General features: G+C 56.6%; 13 protein-coding genes. 9 read left to right on the top strand and 4 right to left on the bottom strand.

Going from position 1 to position 11600, the window contains the following annotated elements; all coding sequences use genetic code 11:
* Window positions 1-80: 80 nt before the first annotated feature.
* Window positions 81-707 carry a lysoplasmalogenase gene (locus ABEH87_RS12995; protein WP_346576798.1) on the bottom strand — a complete coding sequence of 209 codons (627 nt, stop codon included), beginning with the start codon at window positions 705-707 and terminating at the stop codon, window positions 81-83.
* Window positions 708-841: 134 nt separating this feature from the next.
* On the opposite strand from ABEH87_RS12995, the gene ABEH87_RS12990 reads away from it, so the two are divergent.
* The gene (locus ABEH87_RS12990; protein ID WP_346576797.1) at window positions 842-1207 is read left to right on the top strand and encodes a DUF2500 domain-containing protein; all 366 of its coding nucleotides are present in this window, start codon (window positions 842-844) and stop codon (window positions 1205-1207) included.
* 15 nt (window positions 1208-1222) lie between these two features.
* Here ABEH87_RS12990 and ABEH87_RS12985 read toward each other — a convergent pair whose 3' ends face one another.
* Window positions 1223-1492, bottom strand: coding sequence for a DUF1145 family protein (locus ABEH87_RS12985; protein WP_346576796.1), 270 nt, complete (start codon window positions 1490-1492; stop codon window positions 1223-1225).
* Window positions 1482-2087 (bottom strand): 16S rRNA (guanine(966)-N(2))-methyltransferase, encoded by a 606-nt coding sequence (gene rsmD, locus ABEH87_RS12980; protein ID WP_346576795.1) that lies wholly within the window; start codon window positions 2085-2087, stop codon window positions 1482-1484. The genes ABEH87_RS12985 and rsmD overlap by 11 nt, the downstream gene beginning before the upstream one ends.
* A 175-nt stretch (window positions 2088-2262) precedes the next feature.
* On the opposite strand from rsmD, the gene ftsY reads away from it, so the two are divergent.
* The 4 genes from ftsY to rpoH all read left to right on the top strand — a co-directional run bounded on the left by ftsY (window position 2263) and on the right by rpoH (window position 6548).
* Window positions 2263-3738 (top strand): signal recognition particle-docking protein FtsY, encoded by a 1476-nt coding sequence (gene ftsY, locus ABEH87_RS12975; protein ID WP_346576794.1) that lies wholly within the window; start codon window positions 2263-2265, stop codon window positions 3736-3738.
* Window positions 3739-3743: 5 nt separating this feature from the next.
* The gene (ftsE, locus tag ABEH87_RS12970; protein WP_346576793.1) at window positions 3744-4412 is read left to right on the top strand and encodes a cell division ATP-binding protein FtsE; all 669 of its coding nucleotides are present in this window, start codon (window positions 3744-3746) and stop codon (window positions 4410-4412) included.
* Window positions 4402-5394: a permease-like cell division protein FtsX gene (gene ftsX, locus ABEH87_RS12965; RefSeq protein ID WP_346576792.1), complete on the top strand. Its 993-nt coding sequence runs from the start codon at window positions 4402-4404 to the stop codon at window positions 5392-5394. The genes ftsE and ftsX overlap by 11 nt, the downstream gene beginning before the upstream one ends.
* 299 nt (window positions 5395-5693) lie before the next feature.
* Entirely contained in the window at window positions 5694-6548 is an 855-nt protein-coding gene (gene rpoH / locus ABEH87_RS12960; RefSeq protein ID WP_346576791.1) for an RNA polymerase sigma factor RpoH, read from the top strand.
* 85 nt (window positions 6549-6633) lie between these two features.
* Here the strand turns inward: rpoH and panM are convergent, their stop codons facing one another.
* A complete protein-coding gene (gene panM, locus ABEH87_RS12955; RefSeq protein ID WP_346576790.1) occupies window positions 6634-7020 on the bottom strand; it encodes an aspartate 1-decarboxylase autocleavage activator PanM in 387 nt (128 codons plus the stop codon).
* A 389-nt stretch (window positions 7021-7409) separates the two neighbouring features.
* Here panM and ABEH87_RS12950 point away from each other — a divergent pair, with 389 nt between their 5' ends.
* The 4 genes from ABEH87_RS12950 to livG all read left to right on the top strand — a co-directional run bounded on the left by ABEH87_RS12950 (window position 7410) and on the right by livG (window position 11600).
* Complete coding sequence (locus ABEH87_RS12950; RefSeq protein WP_346576789.1) at window positions 7410-8525, top strand: branched-chain amino acid ABC transporter substrate-binding protein; 1116 nt, start codon at window positions 7410-7412, stop codon at window positions 8523-8525.
* 113 nt (window positions 8526-8638) lie between these two features.
* Entirely contained in the window at window positions 8639-9565 is a 927-nt protein-coding gene (livH, locus tag ABEH87_RS12945) for a high-affinity branched-chain amino acid ABC transporter permease LivH (protein WP_346576788.1), read from the top strand.
* Window positions 9562-10836, top strand: coding sequence for a high-affinity branched-chain amino acid ABC transporter permease LivM (locus tag ABEH87_RS12940; RefSeq protein ID WP_346576787.1), 1275 nt, complete (start codon window positions 9562-9564; stop codon window positions 10834-10836). The genes livH and ABEH87_RS12940 overlap by 4 nt, the downstream gene beginning before the upstream one ends.
* Complete coding sequence (gene livG, locus ABEH87_RS12935; protein WP_346576786.1) at window positions 10833-11600, top strand: high-affinity branched-chain amino acid ABC transporter ATP-binding protein LivG; 768 nt, start codon at window positions 10833-10835, stop codon at window positions 11598-11600. The genes ABEH87_RS12940 and livG overlap by 4 nt, the downstream gene beginning before the upstream one ends.

The raw sequence follows: 11600 nt of genomic DNA, 5'->3' as shown, positions 1-11600 counted from the left end.
CCGGTAACGACGGGCAACACTGCCCGCCGATGCCCATCTTACACTCTGGAGTGGACTCCAGAGTCAAGCGTTAATGCAGATTACAGCCACAGGGCGCGCACGATCATAAAGTGACCGGCAAAATAGCAGGCGGCGATAATGGCACGGTCGGCGCTGAAGCGGCGGCGATAGTGGCTGAGCAGCCAGACAATATTCCCCAGCAGCAGCAGGACAGCCCCGGCCATCAGGGTAAAGGTATAGTCGGTCGGGCGGATGAAATATTGCTCAGCGCCCAGCCAGACCATCAGCAGCGTCACGCCGACAAAGGTACAAATCGGCCAGCGCAGATCCTCCAGACGGCTCCAGACGGTGGCGATAACCAGTCCGCCGATAATCAGCAGCGCCAGCGGAATGGGCCAGAAGAAACTCAGCGTCATCTGGCTGGCGAAATAGAGGGTGTACAGCAGGTGGGAAACAAAGAACGCGCCAATGGCGTACAGCATGCGTTTGTTGGGCAGCAGGGTCAGCGCATCACCGACCAGCGTTGCCAGCACGCCGAACAGGATCAGGTAGTCCGTGGTTTTCAGCACCGGAGCCTGCCAGGCCCAGGCCAGCAGTAACAGCATGGTGACGGGTTTAAACACCCAGCGCTGCCACTGGGGGCCGCGGTAGGACGCATCCACGTACAGCCAACCCGAAAAAAGAACCGCAAGGAAAGACCAAATCATATTGTTATCCTTAGATTAAAAACTCCGCAACTTCAGATCAGTTTAGGTTAAGCGCAGGAGATGTGACAATGAGAGGGCTCCGGTTGTATCCTTATTCGTTCTGCTCACTTTCGCCTCCGGGAGGATGAAGAAACATGAAGCCCCCTCTGATCTTTTTTATCGTGCTGGCCATTATTGCCATCTTAGCCACCCGCCAGTTTATCAAACAGAGGCGTGAAGTCGCGGTGAATGATGCTTCGCCAGTGCGCAGCCTGATGGTGGAAGTGAAAGCAAAACGTGAATACCCGGCACCGAACCGCCGTTCGCGCCAGCGCGAGCATATCCCGGTGGAAGAGATGCGTTACGAAGCCTGGTTTCATCCCCTGAATGGCGCGGGTGATTTTAAGCTGGAGTTAACCGCCGGGGATTATCATCAGATGGATAAGGGCACTAAAGGCGAGCTGAAGGTGAAGGGAACGCGATTTGTTTCGTTTATTTCCGGCACCAGCGCGGCTCACTGATGCCGGAAACACCGCTTACTGCTTAGGAAAATTCTTCTTTTGCCAGGCCAGCAGCTCGAATACGCCGAAGAAAAACACTTTGGCCTGCATGGCACCGCTCAGTTTCTCCGCGCCTTTCGGCTGAGTGGTGCGCATCAGCACCAGCTGCAGGCCGTGCATAATCACCATGAAAAACAGTGCGACGTTGACGAAATACGTCAGCGGTTTCGGAAACGGATGAACCACGTTAAGCAGTAAAAAGGCCCAGACAAACAGCATCAGCACGCGGCCTGCATTAATCAGCATCGGAAATCTCCTTATCAGTGCTGCGACGAATATACAGGCGATAGGCCACCTGCCCGGCAATTTTTTCGCGGTGGATCTGCCAGTTGACCGGCACCGGCGGTACACCGTGCTCCACTTCACTTTCAACATACACCAGCGCGCCATCGCTCAGCCAGCCGTTAGTTTCCAGTAGCCCGACGGTTTGCTCCAGCAGCCCTTTGCGAAACGGCGGGTCGATAAACACCAGGTGATGTTCCTCCCCTTTCTGCGCCAGAAATTGCAGGGTGTTGGTATTGACCACGCGTCCGCTTTTCGCCCCCAGCGTAGCGAGGTTTTTTTCCAGCTGCTGGGCGACCGGGCGCTCCAGCTCCAGCAGGGTAGCGCTGGCCGCATGGCGCGACAGGGCCTCCAGACCGAGCGCGCCGCTGCCGGCGTAGCAGTCCAGGCATTTAGCCTGCTGAATATCAGCCGCCAGCCAGTTAAACAGGGTTTCACGTACCCGATCGGTCGTCGGGCGCAGGCCCGCGCTGTCAGGTACCGGCAGCTTACGGCCACGCCACTGCCCACCAATAATACGTATTTGCCCGGCTGCGCCGCTGCGGGGTTTCTTATTCATCTTGCTGAACTCTTAATAATTTGTTGCATAGTTTAACGGGCTAACCGGGTGGAGGAAACGTAAAAAGGGTGCTGTGATGCGCTCTGTAGAAAGTGTTAGACTAAGGGATTAATTAACAGATTAATTTTCGTACCGGAACCGGAACGGTTTTTCCCGCGAGGAGTGTGGTTGCACCATGGCAAAGAATAAAAAACGTGGCTTTTTTTCCTGGTTAGGTCTGGGGCGTGAAGAACAGGCGCCACAGGAAGAGGTAAAAGAAACGTTACCACCGCAGCCCTCTGCCGATACACCCGCTGAGGTGCCTGTAGCGGCACCTGAAGCCGAAGAGCGTCACGATGCTGAAGCCGCCGCCCGTGCAGAGGCCGAAGCCGCTGCCCGTGCAGAAGCCGAAGCCGCCGCCCGTGCAGAGGCCGAAGCCGCCGCCCGTGCGGAAGCCGAAGCCGCCGCCCGTGCAGAAGCCGAAGCCGCTGCCCGTGCAGAGGCTGAAGCCGTTGCCCGTGCAGAAGCCGAAGCCGCTGCCCGTGCAGAAGCCGAAGCCGCTGCCCGTGCGGAAGCCGAAGCCGCTGCCCGTGCGGAAGCCGAAGCCGCTGCCCGTGCGGAAGCCGAAGCCGCCGCCCGTGCGGAAGCTGAAGCTGCCGCCCTTGCAGAAGCCGAACTGGAAGCGGCTGCGCTGGCGGCCGCCGCTGCGGAAGAAGAGCCGGAAGCGTTGGTGGAACAGGCGCGACCGACCAAAGAGGGTTTTTTCGCCCGCCTGAAGCGCAGCCTGGTAAAAACGCGTCAGAATCTGGGTTCGGGCTTTATCAGCCTGTTCCGCGGCAAGAAAATTGATGACGATCTGTTTGAAGAGCTGGAAGAGCAGCTGCTGATTGCCGACGTCGGCGTGGAAACCACGCGTCGTATTATCGCCAACCTGACTGCTCAGGCCAGCCGCAAAGAGCTGCGCGATGCCGAAGCGCTGTACGGTCTGCTGAAAACGGAAATGTCCGGTATTCTGGCGAAGGTTGAATCCCCGCTGGATGTCAGCGGTAAAACGCCGTTTGTGATCCTGATGGTCGGTGTCAATGGCGTGGGTAAAACCACCACCATCGGTAAACTGGCCCGTCAGTTCCAGGCCGAAGGCAAGTCTGTGATGCTGGCGGCGGGTGATACCTTTCGTGCTGCTGCCGTTGAGCAGCTTCAGGTGTGGGGCGAACGTAACCATATTCCGGTGGTGGCGCAGCATACCGGTGCAGATTCTGCTTCGGTGATCTTTGACGCCATCCAGGCGGCGAAAGCGCGTCATGTGGACGTGCTGATCGCCGATACCGCCGGTCGTCTGCAAAATAAAGCGCACCTGATGGAAGAGCTGAAAAAAATCACCCGCGTGATGAAAAAGCTTGACGACCAGGCGCCGCACGAGGTGATGCTGACCATTGATGCCAGCACCGGCCAGAATGCTATCAGCCAGACTAAACTGTTCCATGAGGCCGTCGGGCTGACCGGGATTACCCTCACCAAGCTGGACGGTACGGCAAAAGGTGGGGTGATCTTCTCGGTGGCAGATCAGTTCAACATTCCGATTCGCTATATCGGCGTTGGCGAAGGCATAGAAGATTTACGCTCGTTTAAAGCTGACGATTTTATAGAGGCACTTTTTGCCCGAGAGGACTAATTAGGATGATTCGCTTTGAAGAAGTCAGTAAGGCTTATCTCGGCGGTCGGCAAGCGCTGCAGGGGGTAGATTTTCATCTGCAACCCGGCGAAATGGCGTTTCTGACCGGACATTCCGGGGCAGGGAAAAGTACTTTGCTGAAGCTGATCTGTGGCATTGAGCGCCCGAGCGCGGGGCATATCTGGTTTGGCGGTCACGACATCAGCCGCCTGAAAAGCCGTGAGGTGCCATTCCTGCGCCGTCAGATTGGCATGATCTTCCAGGATCACCATCTGCTGATGGACCGCACAGTGTATGACAACGTGGCAATCCCGCTGATCATCGCCGGTGCCAGCGGGGAAGATATTCGCCGCCGCGTGTCGGCGGCGCTGGATAAAGTGGGCCTGCTCGACAAAGCGAAAAATTTCCCTATTCAGCTTTCCGGCGGTGAACAGCAGCGCGTGGGCATTGCCAGAGCGGTGGTGAACAAACCGGCGGTTCTGCTGGCGGATGAACCGACCGGTAACCTCGACGAGGCGCTGTCAGCCGACATTCTGCGTCTGTTTGAAGAGTTCAACCGCGTCGGGGTCACCGTGCTGATGGCAACGCATGATATGGGGCTGATTGGCAGTCGTCATTACCGGCTGATGACGCTGAGCCAGGGACGTTTGCACGGAGGTCATCGTGGTCAATAAGCGCAATACACGCCCGGCAGCGGCTAAAACGGTCAAACAGAAGCAGCCGTCGAAAAGCAAAGCACTGAAGGGCGGCTGGCAGGAGCAGTGGCGTTATGCCATGCACGGTTCGCTGTCTGATATGTGGCGTCAGCCGCTGGCCACGCTGTTGACGGTGATGGTGATCGCCATCTCTCTGACGCTTCCCAGCGTGTGTTATATGGTGTGGAAAAACGTCAGTCAGGCCGCAGACCAGTGGTATCCGGCTCCGCAGCTGACGGTCTACCTCAGTAAAACGCTGGATGATGATGCCGCTGAAAATGTGGTGGCTCAGCTGAAGAAAGAAGAGGGCGTTGATAAAGTCAATTATCTGACGCGTGAAGAGGCCCTGGGCGAGTTCCGTAACTGGTCCGGCTTTGGTGGCGCGATGGATATGCTGGAGCAGAACCCGCTGCCTGCCGTGGCGATTATCACCCCGAAACTCAATTTCCAGAACTCCGGCACCATGGATAACCTGCGCGAGCGCGTTTCGAAGGTGCAGGGTATCGATGAAGTGAAGATGGACGACAGCTGGTTTGCCCGCCTGGCCGCGCTGACCGGATTGGTGGGGCAGGTGGCAGCGATGATCGGCATCCTGATGATTGTGGCCGTGTTCCTGGTGATTGGTAACAGCGTGCGGCTGAGCATTTTTGCCCGTCGCGACACCATTAACGTGCAGAAGCTGATTGGCGCGACCGATGGCTTTATTCTGCGGCCATTTTTATACGGTGGTGCGCTGTTAGGCTTCAGCGGGGCACTGCTGTCGCTGGTGCTGTCGGAAGTGCTGGTGATGCGCCTGGAGTCCGTAGTGACGCAGGTGGCTTCGGTATTTGGCACCACCTTTGGCCTGCATGGCCTGGCGTGGGACGAAAGCCTGCTGCTGCTGCTGATTGCCGCGATGATTGGCTGGATTGCCGCCTGGCTGGCTACCGTACAACATTTACGCCGATTTACGCCGCAGTAACCCCTTTACACGTTTTTTTGATATAATCTTCCTCTGCTGCGTGAGCGTTAGCCGCAGAGGAAGTTCATCAGACTGTCACTTCCCCCTGCAATTCTGGCTTCTGCCACGCGCCCAAAGCTGTGCGTTAAATATCCACAGACAAAATTGAACTTGTGGATAACTTTAGGGTCTTACCCGGCAGAAAGTGGTAAATGACTTCGCACAGATTGCTTTCGATTTCGGTAAAGAATTCGCGTAGTGTAGTCACCGCGTCAGGGAGTGGCGCCGTTAGTATGATGATTAACACAGAGAGGACTTGAATGACCAAAGATATGCACACTTTAGCTATTGCTCCTTTAGGTAACCTGGATGCTTATATCCGGGCTGCTAATGCCTGGCCTATGCTTACGGCGGAAGAGGAAAAAGCGTTGGCTGAACGGCTGCATTACCAGGGCGATCTGGAAGCGGCTAAAACGCTGATCCTGTCCCACCTGCGCTTTGTCGTTCACGTTGCGCGTAACTACTCCGGCTATGGCCTGCCGCAGGCAGACCTGATTCAGGAAGGGAACATCGGCCTGATGAAAGCCGTGCGCCGCTTCAACCCGGAAGTGGGTGTGCGTCTGGTCTCTTTTGCCGTGCACTGGATCAAAGCTGAAATTCACGAATACGTACTGCGTAACTGGCGTATTGTGAAAGTCGCCACTACCAAAGCCCAGCGCAAGCTGTTCTTTAACCTGCGTAAAGCCAAGCAGCGTTTAGGCTGGTTCAACCAGGAGGAAGTGGATATGGTGGCTCGCGAGTTGGGTGTCACCAGCAAAGACGTGCTTGAGATGGAGTCGCGCATGGCAGCGCAGGACATGACCTTTGACCCGACGCCGGACGATGAAGGTGAAGGTCGCTCAATGGCGCCGATGCTCTACCTGCAGGATAAATCTTCTGATTTTGCTAACGGCATTGAGGAAGACAACTGGGACGATCACGCCGCTGATAAGCTGAGCGATGCCATGCAGGGTCTGGACGAGCGTAGCCAGCATATTATTCGCGCCCGCTGGCTGGATGACGACAACAAAACCACGCTGCAGGAGCTGGCCGATCAGTACGGCGTCTCGGCTGAGCGTGTGCGTCAGCTCGAAAAGAACGCGATGAAAAAATTGCGTCTGGCGATCGAAGCGTAATAACTGATTCTGACGCAGGGGCTGGCCTTCTTTTTGTAGGGGCTGGCCTTCTTTTTCGGTCAGCCCGGCTGTCCTCAATCCTTTCTTATTTCACCCACACCCCATCCTGCTGCACAAACCCCGTTGCCTGCATAAACGCGGCGATAACCTCTGGTGATGAACTGCCGTCCTGACTGACCGTCCAGCGTTTTACCTGTAAATTTTGCGCCAGCGCCTCCTGCAGTAAATACTGGCCAACGCCGCGCCGCCGCGTCACCTCACGTACTTCCAGCTCCGACATATGGCCTTTATCACCGGTAATGTCCAGCCACACCGCCGCCAGCAGTCGATCGTTAAAGCGTGCTGCATAGAGCCGGTGCACCTCACTCAGCGTTTTTTCCAGCCCCCCGACGTCGGCCTGTGGCCAGATTTTTTTTAAATCGCTGCGATCCTGCTCTGACAGCTGTTGCAGACGGATGATAGTCAGTTTCATCGATTTAACCCGGTCTTGAGAAAGGCATATTGTAGCGAAGTTGACCATACTATGACGTGTAAGTTTTTCTGCACAAAAACGAGGCGATGTGTGGGTGTCTTAAACAGTTTGCCGAGTAAATCATTATCGCAGCGCTTATCAGGCAGCATAATCCCCTGGGTTGCTGTCTGTTATGACACCGTTAATGTTAGTGGATTGTCCTGTTGGCCCCGCTATTTACTGAATATGTCGGTTGATTTACAGCAGAATATTCCTGTTTAATAACCTGAAATTTAAAGCCTTATTCAAAAAAAATGCCGGTAATCATTCTAACTCGTTCTTAGTTAAGCGTTTATCGCTGATTCCACGGCAAATAATAAGCAGCAACCACAACAGATGGGGTAGTTCGGATGAAAATGAGTAAAGGTAGTGCGTTCCTGGCGGGCTGTGTTGCTCTGGCAATGAGCCACGCAGCAATGGCGAAAGATATCAAAGTGGCGATCGTCGGTGCCATGTCTGGTCCGGTAGCGCAGTATGGCGACATGCAGTGGACCGGCGCTCAGCAGGCGATTGCTGATATCAATGCTAAGGGCGGCGTTAACGGCGATAAACTGGTCGCGGTAAAATATGACGATGTCTGTGACCCGAAACAGGCTGTCGCGGTAGCGAACAAAGTGATCAACGACGGTATCCGTTACGTGATCGGCCACCTGTGCTCCTCTTCCACTCAGCCCGCTTCTGATATCTACGAAGATGAAGGCGTGCTGATGATCACCCCGGCAGCCACTGCCCCTGACCTGACGTCACGCGGCTACAAGCTGATTATGCGCACCACCGGCCTCGACTCCGACCAGGGCCCTACCGCCGCAAAATATATCCTGAGCGAAGTGAAGCCGCAGCGTATTGCCGTTATTCACGACAAGCAGCAGTACGGTGAAGGCCTGGCGCGCTCCGTGCAGGATAGCCTGAAAAAAGGCGGCGGCAACGTGGTGCTGTTTGAAGGCGTGACCGCCGGAGATAAAGACTTCTCCACGCTGGTGGCGCGTCTGAAGAAAGAAAACGTCGACTTCGTCTATTTTGGCGGCTACCACCCGGAAATGGGCCAGATCCTGCGTCAGGCGCGTGCCGCCGGTCTGAAAACCCAGTTTATGGGCCCGGAAGGCGTGGGTAATGCTTCCCTGTCAAACATCGCCGGTGCGGCGTCCGAAGGGATGCTGGTGACACTGCCAAAACGCTATGACCAGGTTCCGGCTAACAAAGCCATCGTTGATGCGCTGAAAGCGAAAAAAGAAGACTCTACCGGCCCATTCGTCTGGACCACCTACGCGGCCTTACAGTCACTGGCGACCGGCATGGAACGCAGTAAAAGCGTAGAGCCGGCAGATATTGCGAAGAACCTGAAAGAAGGCGCAGCGGTGCCAACCGTGATGGGAAATCTGAGCTGGGACCAGAAGGGCGACCTGAAGGGCTTCGAGTTCGGCGTCTTTAAATGGCACGCTGATGGTTCATCAACCGCAGTGAAATAAACCAGGCTGTGGGCCAGGCATGCCTGGCCCCTGCATGACTGGGGTGCAACGGAATTCGCCCGTAGGGGTCGGGCATGCCCGACCTTTGTTGTATTTTCGTAAGGGTTTAAGGTATGTCCGAGCAGTTTCTCTATTTCCTGCAGCAAATGTTCAACGGCGTGACGTTGGGCAGCACCTATGCGCTGATTGCCATTGGTTACACCATGGTCTACGGCATTATCGGTATGATTAACTTTGCCCACGGCGAAGTGTATATGATCGGCAGCTATGTCTCGTTTATCGTGATTGCTGCGCTGATGATGATGGGGATTGATGCCAGCTGGCTGCTGATTGGCAGCGGCTTCGTGGTCGCGGTGGTGATTGCCTCCTGCTACGGCTGGAGCATTGAGCGCGTGGCCTACCGGCCGGTGCGTTCCTCTAAACGTCTGATTGCCCTGATCTCCGCGATCGGGATGTCGATATTCCTGCAAAACTACGTCAGCCTGACCCAGGGTTCGCGCGATCTCGCGCTGCCAGGCCTGGTAACCGGGCAGTGGACGCTGGGCGAAAGCAACGGCTTCGCCGCCACGATTTCCACCATGCAGATGGTGATCTGGGGCGTGACGTTCCTTGCCATGCTGGCGCTGACGCTGTTTATCCGCTATTCGCGTATGGGCCGCGCCTGTCGCGCCTGTGCAGAAGACCTGAAAATGGCCAGCCTGCTGGGTATTAACACCGACCGCGTGATCTCACTGACCTTCGTGATTGGTGCCGCGATGGCGGCGGTGGCGGGCGTGCTGCTCGGCCAGTTCTACGGTGTGATCAGCCCCTACATTGGTTTTATGGCCGGGATGAAAGCCTTTACCGCTGCGGTGCTGGGTGGGATCGGCAGTATTCCTGGCGCCATGATCGGCGGCCTGATCCTCGGTATTGCCGAAGCCCTGACCTCGGCCTATCTCAGTACCGAATACAAAGATGTGGTGTCGTTCGCGCTACTGATTGTGGTGCTGCTGGTGATGCCTACCGGTATTCTCGGTCGTCCGGAGGTTGAGAAAGTATGAAGAAGCTCAACCTGATTAATGCCTTTGTTTCATCGCTGATGCTGCTGGTGCTGGCGGCGTTCTTTATGGGGATGCGCCTGGATCTTGAAGGCACAAAGCTGGTGGTCAACAACGCCGGAGAGGTGCGCTGGAACTGGATTGCTCTTGGCTGTGGCGTGGTGTTTCTGTTCCAGCTGCTGCGCCCGATGGTGCAGAGTAGCCTGAAAAAAGTCTCCGGCCCGTCGCTGGTCCTGCCGGGAATTGATGGTTCAACGCCGAAACAAAAACTGTTCCTGCTGGCGCTGATCGTGGCGGCGGCCGTCTGGCCGTTCCTGGTGTCGCGCGGTACGGTGGATATCGCTACCCTGACGCTGATCTACGTGATGCTCGGTCTGGGGCTTAACGTGGTGGTCGGCCTGTCCGGGCTGCTGGTGCTGGGTTACGGCGGTTTCTATGCTATCGGTGCCTATACCTTCGCCCTGCTGAATCACTACTATGGCCTTGGCTTCTGGCAGAGCCTGCCGCTGGCCGGTATGGTTGCCGCAGGCTTTGGCCTGCTGCTCGGTTTCCCGGTCCTGCGCCTGCGCGGTGACTACCTGGCGATTGTGACCCTCGGCTTCGGCGAAATTGTGCGTATCCTGCTGCTGAACAACACCGAGATTACCGGTGGCCCGAACGGCATCAGTCAGATCCCGAAACCGTCGTTCTTTGGTCTGGAGTTTAACCGCAGCGCCCGCGACGGCGGCTGGGATACCTTCCATAATTTCTTCGGCCTGAAGTACGACCCCAGCGACCGTATTATCTTCCTTTATCTGGTGGCGCTGCTGCTGGTGGTGATCACGCTGTTCGTGATTAACCGGCTGCTGCGGATGCCGCTGGGCCGGGCATGGGAAGCCCTGCGTGAAGATGAGATTGCCTGCCGCTCGCTGGGCCTCAGCCCGACGCGCATCAAGCTGACCGCCTTCACCATCAGCGCCGCTTTTGCCGGTTTTGCCGGATGTCTGTTCGCCGCCCGTCAGGGTTTCGTCAGCCCGGAATCCTTCACCTTTGCCGAATCCGCCTTTGTGCTGGCGATCGTGGTACTGGGTGGTATGGGGTCGCAGTTTGCGGTAATCCTCGCGGCCATCCTGCTGGTGGTATCGCGCGAGCTGATGCGTGACCTTAACGAGTACAGCATGCTGGTGCTCGGTGGTTTAATGGTATTGATGATGATCTGGCGTCCGCAGGGTCTGTTGCCAATGAAACGCCCGCATCTGAAGTTGAAAAGTGCGGAAAAAGGAGAGCAGGCATGACTCAGCCTCTGTTAGCCGTCAATGGCCTGATGATGCGTTTCGGCGGTCTGCTGGCCGTCAACAACGTGGAACTGGAACTGCGCCCGCAGGAAATCGTTTCGCTGATTGGCCCGAACGGGGCCGGTAAAACCACGGTATTTAACTGCCTGACAGGATTCTATCGCCCGACCGGCGGTTCCATCAGGCTGAGAGACCAGCAGCTGGCAGGGCTGTCGGGGCAGAAAATCGCCCGTATGGGTATTGTGCGCACCTTCCAGCACGTGCGTCTGTTCCGTGAAATGACGGTGATTGAAAACCTGCTGGTGGCTCAGCATCAGCATCTGAAAAGCGGCGTGTTCTCCGGCCTGTTGAAAACGCCTGCATTCCGCAGAGCGGAGAGTGAAGCGCTGGACAGAGCGGCCACCTGGCTGGACCGCGTCGGGCTGCTGGCGCTGGCCAACCGCCAGGCGGGTAATCTCGCCTACGGTCAGCAACGCCGTCTGGAGATCGCCCGCTGCATGGTGACGCGCCCGGAAATTCTGATGCTGGATGAACCGGCGGCCGGTCTGAACCCGAAAGAAACCCACGAACTGGACGAGCTGATTGCCGAACTGCGCAACCAGCACAACGTTTCGGTACTGTTGATTGAACACGATATGAAACTGGTAATGGGTATTTCTGACCGCATCTACGTGGTGAATCAGGGGACGCCGCTGGCGAACGGTACGCCGGATGAGATCCGCAACAATCCGGACGTGATCCGAGCTTACCTGGGAGAGGCATAA

It is taken from the genome of Erwinia sp. Eh17-17, assembly GCF_039675725.1.
In the GTDB taxonomy this organism is placed as follows: Bacteria; Pseudomonadota; Gammaproteobacteria; order Enterobacterales; family Enterobacteriaceae; genus Erwinia.
Note: the sequence above shows the minus strand (reverse complement) of the source record. Positions and strands in the feature narration are given on the sequence as shown.

Excerpts from the sequence above, each read along its gene's own strand:
- ABEH87_RS12985 (WP_346576796.1), bottom strand. The coding sequence starts at position 1,492 with ATGCTGATTAATGCAGGCCGCGTGCTGATGCTGTTTGTCTGGGCCTTT.
- ftsY (WP_346576794.1), top strand. The coding sequence starts at position 2,263 with ATGGCAAAGAATAAAAAACGTGGCTTTTTTTCCTGGTTAGGTCTGGGG.
- ABEH87_RS12940 (WP_346576787.1), top strand. The coding sequence starts at position 9,562 with ATGAAGAAGCTCAACCTGATTAATGCCTTTGTTTCATCGCTGATGCTG.
- ABEH87_RS12995 (WP_346576798.1), bottom strand. The coding sequence starts at position 707 with ATGATTTGGTCTTTCCTTGCGGTTCTTTTTTCGGGTTGGCTGTACGTG.
- ABEH87_RS12990 (WP_346576797.1), top strand. The coding sequence starts at position 842 with ATGAAGCCCCCTCTGATCTTTTTTATCGTGCTGGCCATTATTGCCATC.
- rsmD (WP_346576795.1), bottom strand. The coding sequence starts at position 2,087 with ATGAATAAGAAACCCCGCAGCGGCGCAGCCGGGCAAATACGTATTATT.
- ABEH87_RS12950 (WP_346576789.1), top strand. The coding sequence starts at position 7,410 with ATGAAAATGAGTAAAGGTAGTGCGTTCCTGGCGGGCTGTGTTGCTCTG.
- rpoH (WP_346576791.1), top strand. The coding sequence starts at position 5,694 with ATGACCAAAGATATGCACACTTTAGCTATTGCTCCTTTAGGTAACCTG.
- livH (WP_346576788.1), top strand. The coding sequence starts at position 8,639 with ATGTCCGAGCAGTTTCTCTATTTCCTGCAGCAAATGTTCAACGGCGTG.
- livG (WP_346576786.1), top strand. The coding sequence starts at position 10,833 with ATGACTCAGCCTCTGTTAGCCGTCAATGGCCTGATGATGCGTTTCGGC.
- ftsE (WP_346576793.1), top strand. The coding sequence starts at position 3,744 with ATGATTCGCTTTGAAGAAGTCAGTAAGGCTTATCTCGGCGGTCGGCAA.
- panM (WP_346576790.1), bottom strand. The coding sequence starts at position 7,020 with ATGAAACTGACTATCATCCGTCTGCAACAGCTGTCAGAGCAGGATCGC.